The sequence below is a fragment of the Robiginitalea marina genome (genome assembly GCF_024006985.1).
Classification (GTDB): Bacteria; Bacteroidota; Bacteroidia; order Flavobacteriales; family Flavobacteriaceae; genus Robiginitalea; species Robiginitalea marina.
The window spans coordinates 402,914-420,376 of record NZ_JAMXIB010000001.1 but is presented as its reverse complement, the minus strand read 5'-3'; the positions used below and the strand labels follow the sequence as shown (position 1 = coordinate 420,376).

18 protein-coding genes are annotated in these 17,463 nt (G+C 55.3%); 13 read left to right on the top strand and 5 right to left on the bottom strand.

Annotated features, from left to right (window positions below):
• The first annotated feature begins 16 nt into the window (after positions 1-16).
• The 10 genes from hisD to NG653_RS01745 are packed head-to-tail and all read left to right on the top strand — an operon-like array spanning position 17 to position 9,493.
• On the top strand, positions 17-1,330 hold the full coding sequence (gene hisD, locus NG653_RS01790; RefSeq protein ID WP_252740144.1) for a histidinol dehydrogenase: 1,314 nt from the start codon (positions 17-19) through the stop codon (positions 1,328-1,330).
• Positions 1,327-2,391, top strand: a complete 1,065-nt coding sequence (hisC, locus tag NG653_RS01785; protein ID WP_252739941.1) for a histidinol-phosphate transaminase — start codon at positions 1,327-1,329, stop codon at positions 2,389-2,391. The genes hisD and hisC overlap by 4 nt, the downstream gene beginning before the upstream one ends.
• Positions 2,388-3,527: a bifunctional histidinol-phosphatase/imidazoleglycerol-phosphate dehydratase HisB gene (hisB, locus tag NG653_RS01780; RefSeq protein ID WP_252739940.1), complete on the top strand. Its 1,140-nt coding sequence runs from the start codon at positions 2,388-2,390 to the stop codon at positions 3,525-3,527. Before hisC ends, hisB begins: the two co-directional genes overlap by 4 nt.
• A gap of 12 nt (positions 3,528-3,539) precedes the next feature.
• Positions 3,540-4,121, top strand: a complete 582-nt coding sequence (gene hisH / locus NG653_RS01775; protein WP_252739939.1) for an imidazole glycerol phosphate synthase subunit HisH — start codon at positions 3,540-3,542, stop codon at positions 4,119-4,121.
• A gap of 8 nt (positions 4,122-4,129) precedes the next feature.
• A complete protein-coding gene (locus NG653_RS01770) occupies positions 4,130-4,906 on the top strand; it encodes a 1-(5-phosphoribosyl)-5-[(5-phosphoribosylamino)methylideneamino]imidazole-4-carboxamide isomerase (protein WP_252739938.1) in 777 nt (258 codons plus the stop codon).
• A 17-nt stretch (positions 4,907-4,923) separates the two neighbouring features.
• Entirely contained in the window at positions 4,924-5,421 is a 498-nt protein-coding gene (locus NG653_RS01765) for a DinB family protein (protein WP_252739937.1), read from the top strand.
• 3 nt (positions 5,422-5,424) lie between these two features.
• Positions 5,425-6,180 carry an imidazole glycerol phosphate synthase subunit HisF gene (gene hisF / locus NG653_RS01760; RefSeq protein ID WP_252739936.1) on the top strand — a complete coding sequence of 252 codons (756 nt, stop codon included), beginning with the start codon at positions 5,425-5,427 and terminating at the stop codon, positions 6,178-6,180.
• Positions 6,181-6,192: 12 nt separating this feature from the next.
• Positions 6,193-6,810: a bifunctional phosphoribosyl-AMP cyclohydrolase/phosphoribosyl-ATP diphosphatase HisIE gene (hisIE, locus tag NG653_RS01755; RefSeq protein WP_252739935.1), complete on the top strand. Its 618-nt coding sequence runs from the start codon at positions 6,193-6,195 to the stop codon at positions 6,808-6,810.
• A gap of 52 nt (positions 6,811-6,862) precedes the next feature.
• Positions 6,863-7,999, top strand: a complete 1,137-nt coding sequence (locus NG653_RS01750; RefSeq protein WP_252739934.1) for a vWA domain-containing protein — start codon at positions 6,863-6,865, stop codon at positions 7,997-7,999.
• Between the two features lie 15 nt (positions 8,000-8,014).
• A complete protein-coding gene (locus NG653_RS01745) occupies positions 8,015-9,493 on the top strand; it encodes an AAA family ATPase (RefSeq protein WP_252739933.1) in 1,479 nt (492 codons plus the stop codon).
• Positions 9,494-9,572: 79 nt separating this feature from the next.
• Here NG653_RS01745 and NG653_RS01740 read toward each other — a convergent pair whose 3' ends face one another.
• Both NG653_RS01740 and NG653_RS01735 read right to left on the bottom strand, forming a co-directional pair.
• On the bottom strand, positions 9,573-10,073 hold the full coding sequence (locus NG653_RS01740; protein ID WP_252739932.1) for a hypothetical protein: 501 nt from the start codon (positions 10,071-10,073) through the stop codon (positions 9,573-9,575).
• Positions 10,074-10,211: 138 nt separating this feature from the next.
• Positions 10,212-11,426: a DUF418 domain-containing protein gene (locus NG653_RS01735; RefSeq protein ID WP_252739931.1), complete on the bottom strand. Its 1,215-nt coding sequence runs from the start codon at positions 11,424-11,426 to the stop codon at positions 10,212-10,214.
• 97 nt (positions 11,427-11,523) lie between these two features.
• On the opposite strand from NG653_RS01735, the gene NG653_RS14805 reads away from it, so the two are divergent.
• A complete protein-coding gene (locus NG653_RS14805) occupies positions 11,524-12,333 on the top strand; it encodes a tRNA pseudouridine synthase A (RefSeq protein WP_252739930.1) in 810 nt (269 codons plus the stop codon).
• 1 nt (position 12,334) lies between these two features.
• Positions 12,335-13,441 carry a magnesium/cobalt transporter CorA gene (corA, locus tag NG653_RS01725; protein ID WP_252739929.1) on the top strand — a complete coding sequence of 369 codons (1,107 nt, stop codon included), beginning with the start codon at positions 12,335-12,337 and terminating at the stop codon, positions 13,439-13,441.
• A gap of 53 nt (positions 13,442-13,494) precedes the next feature.
• Here corA and cysM read toward each other — a convergent pair whose 3' ends face one another.
• From cysM to NG653_RS01710, 3 genes are all read right to left on the bottom strand, one after another.
• A complete protein-coding gene (cysM, locus tag NG653_RS01720) occupies positions 13,495-14,379 on the bottom strand; it encodes a cysteine synthase CysM (protein WP_252739928.1) in 885 nt (294 codons plus the stop codon).
• Positions 14,369-15,163, bottom strand: a complete 795-nt coding sequence (gene epsC, locus NG653_RS01715) for a serine O-acetyltransferase EpsC (RefSeq protein WP_252740143.1) — start codon at positions 15,161-15,163, stop codon at positions 14,369-14,371. Before epsC ends, cysM begins: the two co-directional genes overlap by 11 nt.
• A gap of 189 nt (positions 15,164-15,352) precedes the next feature.
• Entirely contained in the window at positions 15,353-15,775 is a 423-nt protein-coding gene (locus tag NG653_RS01710; RefSeq protein WP_252739927.1) for a glyoxalase, read from the bottom strand.
• A 175-nt stretch (positions 15,776-15,950) separates the two neighbouring features.
• Between NG653_RS01710 and NG653_RS01705 the strand changes: the two genes are divergently transcribed.
• Positions 15,951-17,303 (top strand): NAD-dependent succinate-semialdehyde dehydrogenase, encoded by a 1,353-nt coding sequence (locus NG653_RS01705; RefSeq protein WP_252739926.1) that lies wholly within the window; start codon positions 15,951-15,953, stop codon positions 17,301-17,303.
• Positions 17,304-17,463: the final 160 nt, after the last annotated feature.

Here is a 17,463-nt window from a genome sequence, read left to right as displayed (position 1 = left end):
AAAGGCGAAACGACAAATGGATTGGATCAGGTATCCGGGACGGGATTCCTGGCGGGATTTGCTAAAGCGCCCTGAAAAGGACCTTCCTTCCCTGGAAGCGGTGGTTAGCGACGTCTTTAATCGGGTTGCATCGGAAGGCGATGCCGCCCTTAAAGCGTTTACCGAACGTTTTGACGGGGTTGTGGTGGAAGACCTCCGGCTGACCCCGGAAGAAATTGAACGGGCCGGGGGCCAGGTACCCCAGGACCTGAAGGATGCCATTGACCTGGCGTACGAGAATATTTACGCCTTCCATGCCGCCCAAAAGACGGGCAGGGTAGAGGTGTTTCCAAGGCCCGGGGTACATTGCTGGCAGGAGAAACACCCCATAGAGCGGGTGGGCCTTTACATCCCCGGCGGGACTGCACCCCTGTTTTCCACGGTGCTCATGCTGGCGATCCCGGCCCGGTTGGCCGGTTGCCAGGAAGTGGTGTTATGCTCCCCTCCGGGGCGGGATGGGAACCTCCACCCGGCTATTGTCTATGCCGCATCCCGATGCGGGGTTTCCACCATCTGCAAAGTGGGCGGGATACAGGCCATTGCAGCCCTGACGCTCGGGACGGAAAGCGTACCCCCGGTGTACAAGTTGTTTGGCCCCGGGAACCAGTACGTAACCCAGGCCAAGCAATGGGCGGGCCGGTGGGGCGTTTCCATGGATATGCCGGCCGGCCCCAGTGAAGTCCTTGTTGTAGCCGACCATACCGCGGTTCCCCAATTTGTGGCTGCGGACCTGCTGAGCCAGGCAGAACACGGGGCAGACAGCCAGGTGGTCCTGCTTACCGACAGGGAGGAAATCATGGAAGCGGTAAACCAGGCCCTCGAAGCCCAGCTCGATGACCTCCCCAGGCAGGAAATCGCCCGGCAGGCCATAACCCACAGCAGGGGGATTGTACTTAAAAACTGGGAGGAAATTGCTGATATGGTTAACCTGTACGCCCCGGAACACCTGATTATCTGCCACCGGGAAGAACGGTTCCTCCTCGAACAGGTCCACAATGCGGGTTCGGTATTCCTCGGGAACTATACCCCCGAGAGCGCGGGGGACTATGCCTCGGGGACCAACCATACCCTTCCCACCAATGGATATGCCCGGCAATACAGCGGGGTAAACCTCGACAGCTTCCTGAAAAGTATTACCTACCAGCGCCTCGATGCAGAGGGACTCCGCGAAATAGGTCCTTCCATTGAAGTGATGGCCGAAGCCGAAGGATTGCGAGGCCATGCGCGGGCCGTAGGGATCCGGCGGGAGTATCTGGAACGGGGGCTTACCAATGCCATCACCAAACCATGAGAGCGGCCAAAACCATAGCCCAGTTAGCGCGACCCTTGATTCACGACCTGAAGCCCTATTCCTCCGCAAGGGATGAGTACAGCGGCCCGGGGTCGGGAATGGTGTTCCTGGACGCCAATGAAAATCCTTTTGAAAGTGGGGTCAACCGGTACCCGGATCCCCATCAGAAAGCGCTCAAGGAAAAGGTTGCCCGCCTTCGGGGGGTATCTGTCGGACAGGTATTGCTGGGCAACGGCAGCGATGAAGTCCTCGACCTATTGTTCCGGGTGTTTTGCGAACCCTACCGGGATGCCGTGATTACCCTGCCGCCCACCTACGGCATGTACGGGGTGCTGGCCGGGATCAATGGGGTCCGTAATCTTGAAATCCCCCTCAATGGCGACTTCCAGCCCGATAACCCCGCAATTATGGAACAGGCCGGGGAAGGGGTAAAGATGCTTTTCCTCTGTTCCCCGAACAACCCCTCGGGCAATGCCCTGGAACGGGAAAGGGTTTTGGAACTGCTCGATACCTTTCCCGGACTTGTGGTCATCGACGAGGCCTACATCGATTTTGCCGAAGATGCGGGTTATGCCCCCTTACTTGAAAACTACCCCGGGTTGGTGGTGGTGCAGACCCTTTCCAAGGCGTATGGCATGGCGGGGATCCGGTTGGGGATTTGCCTGGCCGGGGAGGAGGTGATCTCCCTGCTGAAACGGGTCAAACCGCCTTACAATGTCAATGTGCTCAGCCAGCAACGCGCCCTGGCTGCCCTTTCGGATCCATCCGCGATCGCCGCGCAGATCAGGCGGCTCAAAGGGGAGCGAAGCCGCCTGGCAGGGGCTTTTGCAGACCTTCGGATGGTGGAGAAGGTCTTTCCCAGCCAGGCGAATTTTATCCTGGCCCGGGTAGACGATGCCCCTGCCAGGTACCTGGAATTGCTGCAGGCCGGGATCGTGGTACGCGACCGTTCCTCCCAGTACCTTTGCGAAAACACCCTGAGGTTTACGGTGGGCACCCCGGAGGAAAACGACCGGCTGATTGCCGTATTGAAACAAATGGATCAAATTCAGAAAGCATGAAGGCGAAAAAAGTACTATTTATCGACCGGGATGGGACCCTGATCCGGGAACCAGCGGACCAGCAGATCGACGCCTTTGAAAAACTCGAATTCTGCCCCGGGGTGTTTACCTGGCTCGGCCGCATAGCCCGTGAACTGGATTACGAACTGGTTATGGTTACCAACCAGGACGGCCTGGGGACCAGCGCCTTCCCGGAGGCCGATTTCTGGCCGGTACAGGAGTTGATCCTCAGGTGCTTTGAAAGCGAAGGTGTGGCCTTCAGCGAGGTGCTGATCGACCGTACCTTCCCGGCGGATAACGCCCCAACCCGAAAGCCCGGGACAGGGTTGCTGACAGCGTATTTCAGCGAGTCCTATGACCTTGCGGGCAGTTACGTGATCGGCGACCGGCTTACCGACATGGAACTGGCTAAAAACCTGGGGGGCCGGGGGATCTTCCTCGACCAACAAACCCAGCTGGGCCTGGATGAGCTGACCGCCTCCGAAAAAGACCTTGAAGCGGTAATGGCCTGGAAGGGCACGAGTTGGAAGGGCATCTATGAATTCCTGGCCCTTCCCGGACGGGAGGTCTCCCTAACGCGAAAAACGGCGGAAACGGATATTGAAGTCCGCCTGAACCTCGATGGGCGCGGTACGGCTGATATCCAGACAGGCCTGGCGTTTTTCGACCATATGCTCGACCAACTGGCCCGGCACGGGCAGCTCGACCTGTACCTGCGTACCCGGGGTGACCTGCACGTGGATGAGCACCATACCATCGAAGATACCGCCATAGCCCTCGGGGAGGCCTTCCACAGGGCCCTGCGCGACAAACTGGGCATGGAACGCTACGGGTTCTGCCTGCCCATGGATGATTGCCTGGCCCGTGTAAGCCTCGATTTCGGGGGCAGGAACTGGCTGGTTTGGGAGGCGGAATTCCGAAGGGAGAAAATAGGGGACATGCCCACGGAGATGTTTTTCCACTTTTTTAAGTCCTTTTCCGACAGTGCCCGCGCAAACCTCAACATCAGCGCAGAAGGGCAGAATGAACACCACAAGATAGAAGCCATTTTCAAGGCTTTTGCCAAAGCGATAAAAATGGCGGTGCGGCGGGATCCGGAAAAGCGGATTCTGCCGTCTACCAAAGGGATGCTTTAAAAAACAAAAACAATGGATCTGGTTATCATAAATTATGGGGCAGGCAATATTCAGAGCATCCGTTTTGCCTTTGAGCGGCTGGGTTTTTCCCCGGAACTCAGCGCTGACCCGGACCGGATCAGCCGGGCCGATAAAATCATCTTCCCCGGGGTGGGGGAGGCTTCCAGCGCTATGGCGAAGTTGAAGCAGAGCGGCCTCGACCGCCTGATCCCGGAATTGAAACAACCCGTGCTGGGCATTTGCCTTGGCATGCAGCTGATGTGCCGCCGATCGGAGGAAGGCGGCACCCCGGGGCTCGGTATTTTTGACGTGGATGTGGTCCGCTTCACAGGGGTTCCCAAAGTGCCGCAGATCGGGTGGAATAGCATCCGTAATTTGGCTTCCCCCCTCTTTCAGGGGGTCGGGGAGGATGAGTATATTTATTTGGTCCACAGTTATTTTGCCCCATTGGGGGCACAAACCATCGCCACCAGTGAGTATGGGGGCCCCTACAGTGCTGCCCTGGCTGAAGGCAATTTTTTCGGGGTGCAGTTCCATCCCGAAAAGAGCGGGAAAACAGGGGCCCGAATATTGAAAAATTTTCTTGAAATCTGAACAAAACAATGAGAATCATTCCAGCCATCGACCTGATTGACGGCAAATGCGTAAGGCTCACCCGGGGCGATTACGCCACCCAAAAGGTGTATAGCGAAGACCCCCTGGAAGTGGCCAGGGCTTTCGAAGATGCCGGCATCCGCTACCTGCACCTGGTGGACCTCGACGGGGCGCGCCAGTCCCATATTGTCAACCATGGGGTGCTGGAAGCCATTGCCGGCAAAACGGGCCTCCAAATCGATTTTGGCGGGGGGCTGAAATCGGATGAGGATGTACGGATTGCTTTTGACAGCGGGGCAGCCCAGGTTACCGGGGGGAGCATTGCGGCGACCAACCCCGGCCTGTTCCTGTCGTGGCTGGAAGCCTACGGGCCTGAAAAAATTATCCTTGGGGCTGATGCCAGGGAAGGCAGGATTGCCGTGAGCGGATGGCAGGAGGATACCGGGCAGAAACTGCTCCCGTTTGTCTCCGGATATCAGAAAAAAGGGGTCAAATATGTGGTTTGCACCGACATAAGCCGCGATGGGATGCTAGGGGGTCCATCCCTGGACCTGTACCGGGAGTTACTCCGCAAGACGGCCATAATCGAAACGCGCGTGGGCATGAGCGGGGTGGAGGATATTGAAATCCCCGGGATCCGCCTGGTGGCCAGTGGCGGGGTCAGCAGCCTCGACGACTTGCTGGCGCTGCGGGACGTGGGATGTGATGGGGCCATAGTGGGAAAGGCTTTCTACGAAGGGCGCATAACCCTAAAAGAACTTGAACGCTTTAACCTGGAGTCGTGAAGGCAAATGAAACAGCAATGGCACAGGTATTCCGGAGTGAGGCCATCTACCGGATGGAAGAGTCTGTACGGATGATCCGCATTTGCCTCGGCACCCTGGATGATGCCGGTTTCTGGCATCGCCCAAACGAGGCTTCCAACGCGGTAGGCCAATTGCTGTCGCACCTCAGCGGCAATATCCGCCAGTACCTCCTCAGCGGCCTGGGTGGCTTGCCGGATACCCGGGTGCGGCAACGCGAATTCGATTTTCCCGCCCCGGAGGGGCGCCAGCAGGTAGAGGAGCGATTTTTCGGGGTGGCCCGGGAGGCCATTGCGCTTATCAGTATTGTGCCTGAGGCTGATTTGTTGCAAAAAAGACGCGTTCAGGGATTCGAGCTAACGGGTCTCGGTATGGTCCTCCATGTGGTGGAACACCTCAGTTACCATACCGGCCAGATCGCTTACCTTACCAAAGTCCTCAAAAACCGGGACCTCGGCTTTTATGATGGGATAGACCTGAATATCCATAACGACTAGCCTATGCTGACCAAACGAATCATCCCCTGCCTCGATATCAAAGACGGACGCACGGTAAAAGGGATCAACTTTGTGGATCTCCGGGACGCGGGAGACCCGGTGGCCCTGGCGGCCGCCTATGCCAGCCAGGGTGCGGATGAACTCGTATTCCTGGATATCTCGGCCACGGAGGAGAACCGGAAGACCCTGGCCCAACTGGTTAGGCGGGTAGCCGAACGCATCGATATCCCGTTCACCGTGGGGGGCGGCATCAGCTCCGTGGCGGATGTTGACCTGTTGCTGCACAACGGGGCCGATAAGGTTTCCGTAAATTCCGCAGCCGTTCGCAATCCTGGCCTTATCGATGACCTGGTGGCCAAATTTGGTTCGCAGTGCATTGTGGTGGCCCTGGATGCCCGAAGGGTAGGGGGGGAATGGAAGATCCACCTGGTGGGCGGCAAAGTCCCTACGGAGGTGGAACTGTTCACCTGGGCCCGGGAGGTGGCAGACCGGGGTGCCGGGGAACTCCTGTTCACCAGTATGGAACACGATGGCACCAAAGGCGGGTTTGCCAATGAAGCCCTGAAGACCCTGGCCGGGCAGGTCAGCATCCCTGTGATCGCCTCCGGCGGGGCAGGGACCATGGCGCATTTTGCGGATGCCTTCCTCCTGGGGGAGGCCGATGCAGCCCTTGCGGCCAGCGTATTCCATTTTAATGAGATACCCATCCCTGAATTGAAGGAATACTTAAAGGATCGCGGGATCCCGGTGCGGATTTAAAAAAACGAGATTATGGAACATATCGATTTTCAGAAAGGAAACGGCCTGGTGCCGGCCGTGGTACAGGATGCCGATTCCGGGGTGGTACTCATGTTGGGATACATGGATGAGCAGGCCCTGGGAAGGACCCTGGAAACGGGGCTGGTCACGTTTTACAGCAGAAGCAGGGAGCGGTTATGGACCAAAGGGGAGGAGAGCGGGAATACCCTGAGCCTGGTAAGCCTGGCCGCAGACTGCGACAGGGACACCCTCCTGGTTAAGGCGCGGCCGGCCGGACCGGTATGCCATACCGGGGCCGATACCTGCTGGGCGGAGGATAACCGGGGCAACCTGGCCTTCCTGGGGCATTTGCAGGCAGTAATCGCCAGCAGGAAGCAGGAGGCCATGGCCGGCACGGGGGGTGACAGCTATGTGGCATCCCTCTTCCAAAAGGGATTGAATAAAATAGCGCAAAAAGTAGGGGAGGAGGCTGTGGAAACCGTTATTGAAGCCAAGGATTCGGATGATGTACGCTTCCTGGAAGAATCTGCAGACCTGCTGTTTCACCACATGGTCCTGCTCGAAGCCAAAGGGTTTGGTTTGCAGGACGTGGTAAAGGTCCTCCAGGCCCGGCACCAGCCCCCCCGTTAAGATTTCTTAAAAATTCGGCCCCCTTTCCCAAATGTTGTAATTTTAGGCAGCTATGGAAAGAAGAAAAGGATTCCGGTTTACCTCCTACCAGCCCGGGGAGGTTTCCCCTTTCGAAAAGCTTTTTGACATCTTCCAGGAACTTATCACCCATACCTCCGGCGATGTGGACGAGGCGCTCGACTGGCTCCGGGAACTCGATAAAGAATACGGGTTGACCGATGAGGACTACACCCTGGAAGACTTTATTGAGGACCTGAAGGCCCGCGGATACCTAAGGGAAGAGATCGTTCAGGGTTCCGGGGGGGAAGGCCAGGACGGGGAGGCTTCCCTTTCGATGACTTCAAAGTTGGAGCGCATGCTTCGCAGGAGGGCCCTCGACCAGATCTTTGGCAAGCTCAAGCGACGGGGCAGCGGGAGCCACCAGGCAAAAAAATCGGGCAAGGGGGATGAACATACCGGGGATTTCCGGTCGTACCGCTTTGGGGATGGCCTGGAACAGATTTCGATGACCGAAAGCCTGCGCAATGCCCAGATCAACCATGGGATGGATGACTTCCGGCTCGAAGAAAACGACTTGGTGGTGGAAGACACCCACCACAAAGCCCAGATGAGTACGGTGCTGATGATCGATATCAGCCACAGCATGATCCTGTACGGGGAAGACCGGATTACCCCGGCAAAAAAAGTCGCCATGGCCCTGGCGGAACTCATCACCACACGCTACCCGAAAGATACCCTGGATATCCTGGTTTTCGGCAACGACGCCTGGCCCATCAGCCTGAAGGAACTCCCGTACCTCCAGGTGGGTCCTTACCATACCAATACCGTGGCCGGCCTGCAACTCGCCATGGATATGCTGAGGCGAAAACGACACACGAACAAGCAGATTTTCATGATCACCGACGGCAAGCCTTCCTGCCTGCGCATGCCCGACGGGACGTATTACAAAAACAGCGTCGGCCTTGACGATTATATCGTTGAACAGTGCTATACCATGGCTGCACAGGCCCGAAAATTGCATATCCCCATTACCACCTTCATGATTGCCCAGGATCCTTACCTGATGCAGTTTGTAAGGCATTTTACGGAAGCCAACAAAGGCAAGGCCTTCTTTACCGGCCTGCAGGGCCTTGGGGAAATGATCTTTGAAGACTATGAACAAAACAGAAAGAGGAGAATAAAAGGATAATTCCGAAACATTAGCATGACAGCACCTACTGCCACCCCCCCATCGATAAGCACTTTCGGGGAACTCAAAGCTTCCGGATACACCACCCGGTCCATAAAAGATGAATTAAGGGCCAACCTCATAGAACGGATCAGGGCAAAAAAACCCTCATTCGAAGGGGTTTGGGGGTATGAAAACACGGTTATCCCGGAACTGGAGCACGCCCTTCTTTCCAGGCACCACATCAATTTACTCGGCCTAAGGGGGCAGGCAAAAACCCGTCTGGCCCGCCTGATGGTAGGGCTTCTTGACGAGTGGATCCCGGAAGTGGCTGGCAGTGAGATCCACGACGACCCTTTCGACCCGATCTCCCGTTATGCCAGGGAGCAACTGGCTAAAAATGGAGATGCTACCGAAATCTCGTGGGTCCACCGTTCCGAGCGTTTCTACGAAAAGCTGGCGACCCCCGATGTTACGGTGGCCGACCTGATCGGGGATGTAGACCCTATCAAGGCTGCCAACCTTAAACTGTCCTATGCGGATGACAGGGTATTGCATTTCGGGATGATTCCCCGTGCAAACCGTTGTATTTTCGTCATCAATGAATTGCCCGATTTGCAATCGCGCATACAGGTGGCCCTCTTTAACATCCTTGAGGAAGGGGATGTGCAAATCCGCGGTTTCAAAGTACGCCTTCCGCTCGACGTACACTTCGTATTTACAGCAAACCCCGAGGATTATACCAACCGGGGAAGCATAGTTACCCCGCTAAAGGACCGCCTGGGGTCGCAAATCCTTACGCACTACCCGGAGGACATCGCTACGGCCCGGCGTATTACCAGGCAGGAAGCGGCCCTTGACCCGGCCCAGCAAAAGGGGGTCATGGTCCCGGACATTGCCAGGGATTTGCTGGAACAGATCAGCTTTGAGGCGAGGAAAAGCGACTATGTCGACCGAAAAAGCGGCGTAAGCGCCCGGTTGAGCATCACCGCTTACGAAAACCTGATCAGCACCGCGGAAAGGCGGATGCTTCGTTCGGGAGAGTCAAAAACCACTGTTCGGCTCAGCGATTTCATGGGGGTCATCCCGGCCATTACCGGCAAGATTGAGCTGGTTTACGAAGGGGAGCAGGAAGGGGCCGACGGGGTGGCGCGGATCCTTATTGAAGAAGCCGTGAACACCCTGTTTTCATCCTATTTCCCGGAGATCAAAAAACTGGAGCGCAAGGATGCGGAAACCCCGTATGATGCCATTGTCCAATGGTTTTTCGAGGGAGAAGGGCTGGAACTCCCCGATGACCTGTCCGATGTACGGTACCGCAAAGCCCTGGAACAGGTCGGGCCGCTGGGCGCCCTGGTGCAAAAATACATGCCCGATTTGGACAGGGATTCGGAACCTTTTGTGAAGGAACTCGTTTTATGGGGGTTGGAAGCGAACAAGAAACTCAGCAAAAGCCGGTTTACGGAAGGTTTTCGTTTCAAGGATCCCTATGGGAGTTATATCAGCGGGTTATAGGATCCTAAACCCCAAACACCAAAAAGAAAGCCCGGTTTTTAAACCGGGCTTTCTTTTTGCCACAACACAAGAATTCCGGCTACTGCCATGAATTCATATTTTCATCGATTTGTTCGAAATCATAAACCCCGACCAGGGCCTTGCGGTACCAGAAACTCAGTAAGGTCAGCACCACGAGGAATACCTGGAGGCCCAGGGTCAAAAACCCAACAGGGAGGAAGGTCTCGGGAATGATATAAGCCTGGTAATTGTTGTAACTCATCAGGATATAGAGGGTATCGAAGCATTTAAACAGGTAAATCATGAGGACGGCATACATCCCGTATTCCACGTTCCGCATTACCGGGTCCGGATATTCACCTTCCCTGATCTTGAAGCGCATCACGTACAGGAAAACGAAATGAAGCAAGCTGAATATCGGGAAGATATAATTGTCGATTTTAAGGAAGTAGAACCGATTGCTGTAAAGCCCGTAAAAATTCAGTACGATCAATACGGGTAGGATGCCCAGGGAAAGGAAGTAGCAGGTTTTCCAGGAAAGGGCGCGCTGGCTTTGGGGGAAATTTCTAGGTGCCGTCACAAAATCAAAGGTATTGTTTCGATAGGTAGAACGCGGTGGGTTTTCGGATATTTCAGGAAAATCGACCAACGGCGTCGAATGTTGTCAAGGGGTCTTTTCCCGTGGTGAATGAGGTGTTGAGTATCGCTCGTGGCACCTCTAATAAGACCGCAGAAGGGGCATCCGCTTCCAGTGGGTAAGACACCGCCAGGCCCATTCCAGGGGGCCATAATGGCATCGCTTCAGCCACCAGGCGCTGGCCAGAGCCTGTAGCATGATGATCAGCAGGGCCAGCAGGAAGACATAGCTGTTCCGCACGGTCCCTATAAACCCCAGGCCCCATCCATAAAAGAAAAAGGTCCCGATAATACTCTGCATCACATAATTGGTCAGCGCCATGCGCCCATATGGGGCCAGGGCATCAAGGATGGTTGTATTCCTTTTTCGCGAATAAAGCAGTATAAACCCGGAGAACAAAAAGGCAGTCATTCCCAGGTTGCTGATATCCCAGGCGGTAAGCCCGACCATAGCCTGCAAGGAATTGAAATCGCCCTCTTCCCCGAGTTGTGAGAATGCCAACCCTGCCACCACCAGCCCCAGGATAAAAACCACCAGCCCAAGCCAAAGGCCCCGTCGGGTTTGCCTGCGGTACGCCATAAAATCGCGGAAATACCCCAGTCGACCCATATAGAGCCCCAGCAGGAAAAAGGCAAAGGTCAGGTAGGCCCGGCTGCCTGTGCCCAACTGGAATTCCATTTTCATCAGGTGGCCAAAACCCCCGTTCTGGCGAAAGACATCCATCAGGCTTCCATGCTGCAGCGTGTTAAAATAGGAGTTTGCCAGGGCGCTGTTGGGGACCATCAGGCCTTCGATCAAGAGGCCTGAGCCCTGGCCAAGGGCGAAGAGGATGAAACGCGGCAGGCCGGAAAGGAGCAGGGCGGCAAGGCCAAGGACCCAGGCATCCTTTACCCTGATAAACGGGATAAGCAGGAACCCAAGGAGGGCATAGATAGTAAGGATATCCCCGCCATAAAAGAAATGGTGGCAAACCCCAATGATCAGCAACAGGAAGACCCGCCAGGCGAAGCGCCCTGAAAAATTAACGCTTCGTTTTGATGCAGAATCCATTTGGATAAAAAAACTCAACCCGAAGAGGAACGAAAAAAGGGCAAAAAATTTCCCCCGGATAAACAACAGGGAAAAGATTTCGGCGGCCTGGTCTGCAAACCCCTGGTTGACCTGGGCCATTGCACCCTCCGGGACCGGGCCTCCCACATAATTTTCGAGCATGTGTACAATTACGATCCCGGCCAGGGAAAACCCCCGTAGGGAATCCACGACGGTTAATCTGGATGAAATTCCTGCTTGTGACATACCTTTCCTGGCTTTCAGTTTTGACAATATAGACCTTTCCCTATACCCATTTGTTACAGTGTTGCGTAACTTTACGTGGAATCAGAAAATCTTTCAAGTGCCTGAACGGGAAAAACACCAATACCTTCTGAAGCTTCAGTTCCTTGGCTTTCGCTATAGCGGATGGCAGCAGCAGCCCGGGGAACGCACCATAGAGGGAATGTTGAGAAAAACCCTCCGGTTTGTGCTTCCGGGCAGGAAAGTCGGGCTCCTCGGGGCCGGGCGCACCGATGCCCGGGTCTCCGCAACTGATTTTGCCGTGCAGCTCAACCTCCCTGGACCCGCCCTGGCGTCATTGGAAGAGGTCCGGGTTGCCCTGGACGCAAACCTGCCCCCTGATATTGTGGTCCGTTCCCTCCAGGAAGTACCGGAAGGATTCAATGCGATCCGGGATGCAACCTACAAGGTTTACCGCTATTACTTCACTTTTGGCGAAAAACCCCATCCGTTCTGTGCCCCTCTGTTGGGCTATTTCCCCGATTCCCTCGATATAGGCGCTATGAAACAGGCGGCTCTGGCTTTCGTGGGGCGGCATGATTTTTCGGCTTTTATCACGCGCCCTTCCGCGGCCACCCTCACCCACAGGGAGGTAAGTGCCGCCCGAATTGAGCGCAACAATGACCTAACTGCCAGTTTTTTCCCTGAGGACTCTTATTTTTTTCAGGTGGAGGGGCAGGGTTTCGGCAGGTACCAGGTCCGTAACATGATGGCTGCCCTGGTTGCCCTTGGCAGGGGTGTGCTAACCATTGGGGAACTGGTAAAATCCCTGCAAACGGGAACCCCCTCGGGAATTGCCGAAATTGCCCCGTCTTCGGGGCTGCAGCTTCTTGAAACCCGATTTTCCGGAACCGTTCTTAATCCAGTATGATATGATGAAAAAAGCGTCGGACATCGTTTCACAGTTCAAACGGTTGCACAGCCACAAGCCGGTAAAAAGGGACCTGAAACTGGGGAAAGCCCCGGGCACCGTCACCTATCTGGGGCGGAGGGCCGGGGGCAAATCGATTATCGATTCCCTTTTGTATGACCCTACGGTCTACAAGAAGTCTGAGGTGACCGATATTTCAGCCCTGGCATCCCCGCCAGGTGGGCAACAGACGCAATGGGTCAATATCGTAGGCCTCAGCGAAGAGGCCCTGATGGACGAACTCGGCAAGTCCATCGGGTTGAATACCCTGGTGGTGGAGGATATCGTAAATACGGAACAACGGCCCAAGATGGATGAATACGAGGACTACCTGTTCCTGGTCCTGAAAATGCTCTATCCCGATGGCAAGGGTAAAATCGTAAAAGAACATGTTGCCCTGGTCCTTAAGGAAAGGCAGGTGTTTGTATACCAGGAGGTTAAAGCCGACGTCTTCAATGGGGTGAGGTCACGGATCGAGGAACATTCCGGGCGCATTCGCAGCAGGGGGGCAGATTACCTCCTTTTCGCCCTCGTCGATGCCCTGATCGACAATTATTTCCTGGTCCTGGATATCATTCAGGGACAGATGGACGAGCTGGAAAAGGAGGTGTATACCCGCCCGAAAACCGAAACTGCATTGAAGATTCAGCAACTGCGGAAGGATGTGATAACCCTCAGGGGGTGGATGTCGCCTGCAAAGGAACTGGTCGCTCGGCTGATCAGCACTGAATCACCCCTGATCTCCAAAGATACCAGGGTGTTCCTCAGGGATGCCCTGGACCACGCTACGGAAATCCAGGAAACCCTCCATATTCAAAGGGAATTGGCGTTCAGCATTATGGAATTGTACATGAGCAATGTCAGCAATAAAATGAACGAGGTCATGAAGGTGCTTACCATCATGGCTTCCATTTTTATCCCGCTCACCTTTATCGCCGGGATTTATGGGATGAATTTCAGGAACATGCCCGAACTGGAATGGGAATACGGGTATTTTATAGTCCTGGGGATCATGTTTTTGCTACTGGTTGGGATGCTGGTATTCTTTAGAAGGAAAGACTGGCTTTAACCCGGCCTGCCCGGGAACCAAAGCATGGCTCCTATGCATTCCCCGGTGTCACTTCAACCGAAGAGGTCTGAGGAAAGGTAACGGTCGCCCCGGTCGCAAACAATGGATACGATTACCCCTTCCTCCAGTTCTGCAGCAAGCCTGAGGGCAGCTGCAGTAGCCCCCCCGCTGCTCATCCCTGCAAAGATGCCTTCTTCAGAAGCCAGGGCCCGCGCCATGGTCCGGGCTTCCGCCTCGCTCACCTCCATGATACGGTCAACCTGCCCGGGATCATAGATTCGGGGTAGGTAGGCCTCCGGCCATTTCCTGATGCCCGGGATGCTGGCCTGGGAATCGGGTTGCACCCCCACGATGCATACCCCCGGGTACTGTTCCTTCAGGTAGCGCGAGGTGCCCATAATGGTCCCGGTTGTACCCATGGAGGACACAAAGTGGGTGACCGTTCCGTGCGTATCCTTCCAGATTTCAGGCCCTGTGGTCAGGTAGTGGGCCTTCCAGTTGTCGGGGTTGGAGAATTGGTCGAGCATCACATAGCCCCTGGAGCGGACCATTTTTTCGGTATAGTCCCGGGCGCCCTCAATGCCTTCCCCGGCCGGGGTCAGGGTAACCCTGGCCCCGTACGCCCTCATGGTTTGTACCCGCTCCCGCGTCGCGTTCTCGGGCATCACCAGCTCTATTTCCAGGCCATACAACCTGGCTATCATGGCCAGGGCAATCCCGGTGTTCCCGCTGGTGGCCTCGATGAGTTTGGTACTTTGGTCGATATCCCCGCGCTCCAGGGCTGCCCGGATCATATTCAGGGCCGGCCGGTCTTTAACGCTTCCCCCCGGGTTTTGTCCTTCCAGCTTGAAATAGAGGGCAACCCCCGGGGTTACCCAAAGCTTCCGTGAGGCGACCAATGGGGTGTTTCCGATAAGGTGGAGGAGGTCATAAGGCATTTCCCTCGGTTTTTATGTGGATTTCGGGATTATGGTAGACTTTGGAGTTTGGGGGAACCGACTGGGTCACCCAGGCATTTCCCCCAATCACCGAATTTGCCCCGATTACGGTATTGCCGCCCAATATGGTGGCATTGGCATAAATGGTCACATTGTTTTCGATGGTCGGGTGCCTCTTGGTTTGCTGCAGGTCTTTGGACACGTAAAGGGCACCCAGGGTAACCCCCTGGTAGATTTTAACACGGTCGCGGATTACCGCCGTTTCCCCAATGACAACCCCTGTGGCGTGGTCGATAAAAAAAGAAAGGCCTATCTGGGCACCGGGGTTGATATCCACCCCCGTTTTACCATGGGCATATTCGGTCATCAGCCTGGGGACCAGCGGCACCCCGTACAAATGGAGCGGGTGTGCCAGGCGGTAGATGGCTATGGCGTAGAAGCCCGGGTAGGCCAGGTATACTTCTTCCACGGACACAGAAGCCGGGTCCCCTTCTGCGATGGCATTTGCATCCAGTTTTAGTTTCCTGAGGATCCCGGGCAACTCTTTCAGGTAGGTGCGCCACAGTTTGCGGCAGGGGGGAGATGCTTTCCATCCGGCCAACTGAAGGATTTCCTCAAACTCGTCTTCAAGGCTTTCCAGGTTTTCGGCCACCGGGGTCCCGCTGTCAAAAAGGGTGAGGAACAGGCGGTCGGTAAAGTCCTCTGTAAGGGACTTTAACCGGTATTTCAGGCTTAGCCAGGCTTTGCATGACTCTATTTCACTGATGGTTTGGCGCACATCCATGATTGGGAAATTAGGCTGGTCAAAGGTATTTAATTCCGGCATGGGATGCGTCCTGCGGGGCGTTAACTTTGGCTTAAAGCCGCAGTTTTTGGGACCCCTGTGGCAGCAGGTCTCAGCAGCCGACAGGCCCTTTGGGCTTTAAAGACAATGCCTGCGGTTTCCCGGGGGCACCCCGGGCATTCCCCTCGGTCAGGCAGGCAAACCATGCCCTGCCGGGAGGTGTTCCAGCAATTGTAACTGGTCCTTCAGGCGCTCCACAACCATATTCATCATCCTTTTGTTCAGGGAGGATGAACTTCGGATATAACGCTCATATTCTTCCAGGGTAAATTGGCCGATAATCATGCCCTTGAGCGAATTCCTGAACTTGATGTCTTTCTGGATCGCATTTTCAATATACCTGAGTTTTTTTTCCTGGCCCAGTTCGAAGAAATACCCCTTATGCTTTATCGCATAATTGCGGAAAGCCGCCAGCAACAGGTCATTCTGAAGTTTAAGGACGGGACGCAGGGTGCGGTTTTGGAAAAATTCTTCGGAAGCTTCCCCGGCCTGCAGGGGTTTGATGGAAAGCTCTGGCCGGATCCTGATCAGGTCTGTGGATCGGGAGTTCATGGCGGGATCGTTTGTTTAAAATTACCCAAAACCCCTGCCGGGCCCCGAAACGGGAAGAGAAGTTGTTAACGGCTTTATGAACAGTCAGGGCTTTTTTGCAGCCGCCGGCCCGGATTTTTCTGCGGGCGGGAAATCCGTATCTTTAGGAACCGCAGCAATCTTCCAAGTGTAAACTATGAGTACTTCCATCAATCCCTACACCGGGGAAGCCCTATGCCATTTTACTGCTATTACCGATGAGACCCTATATCAAAAAGTTGCGGATTCAGGGCAGGCTTTCAAAGCGTGGAGGCTTCAAAAAACAGAAGAACGGGCTGTTTTGTTGCGAAGGGTCGGGGAAAAGCTGCGGTCGGGCAAGCACCACTACGCCCGAACCATAACAGTTGAAATGGGCAAGCCCATTACACAGGCCCTGGCAGAGGTCGAGAAATGTGCCTGGGTGTGTGATTATTATGCTGCAAACGCAGCCCGCTTCCTGGAAGATCGGACTGAATCCACCGAAGCGGCCCGCTCTTATGTGCGCTTTGAACCCCTGGGTCCGGTCCTGGCCATCATGCCCTGGAATTACCCATTCTGGCAGGTCATCCGGTTTGCCGCCCCCTCCCTGAGCGCGGGCAATACCTGTCTGCTCAAGCATGCCCCCAACGTATGGCAATGTGCCGGGGAGCTCCAGCAACTCTTTGAGGAATCGGGTTATCCGCCGGGGGTCTTCCAAACGCTTTATATCGGGGAACCACAAGTCGAGGGGGTGCTGGCCGACCCAAGGGTAAGGGCGCTCACCCTTACGGGCAGCACCCGGGCCGGGGCTGCAGTGGCAGCCCTCTGCGGGAAATACCTCAAAAAAACGGTCCTGGAGCTGGGAGGCAGCAATGCCATGATCGTCTTTCCCGATGCAGACCTGGATAAAGCCGTGGAAACCTGTATTGAATCGCGCTTCCAGAACACCGGCCAAAGTTGTATCGCCACCAAGCGCCTGCTGCTTCACCAGTCGATTTCGGCTGAATTTACGGATAAGCTTCTCAAACAGGTCAGGGCCCTTAAGGCAGGAGACCCGATGGATCCCGAAACCTACATCGGGGTCATGGCCCGGGAAGACCTGGCCGGGCAGCTGGAAGCCCAAATGAAAAACTCCCTGGATATGGGGGCTGTGCTCGCCTGTGGCGGAAAGCGGGAAGGGACCTTTTTTGAACCCACCATACTGCTGGGGGTGACGGAATCCATGCCCGTATTCCGGGAGGAAACCTTTGGCCCCTTGCTGGCTGTGTCTACCTTTGAAGATGAGGGAGCGGCCCTGCGCCTGGCCGGGAAATCCCGGTTTGGGCTGGGAGTCTCCCTTTTTACCCGGGACCCTGCCCGGGTGCAGCGGATGATCCCGCTGCTGGAAGAAGGGGCTGTATTTGTAAACAGCATGGTCAAAAGCGATCCGCGGCTACCTTTTGGCGGGGTAAAGGATTCCGGGTACGGCAGGGAACTGTCCGTTGAGGGCATCAGGGAATTTGTCAATGTAAAAACGGTTTATATCCCTTAGCCAAAGGAACTGGCCAAAGGGAATGGGGCATTTATAACCCCTGCCTCTGGAAGCCTCCTTCAGAACAAGTGCTGCAGCAGGGTGAGGGTAAGGATCAGGATGATTTTTACCAGGATTTGCATGGGTGTTTACCTTAGCTTCTTAAAAATAAGGGATTAGG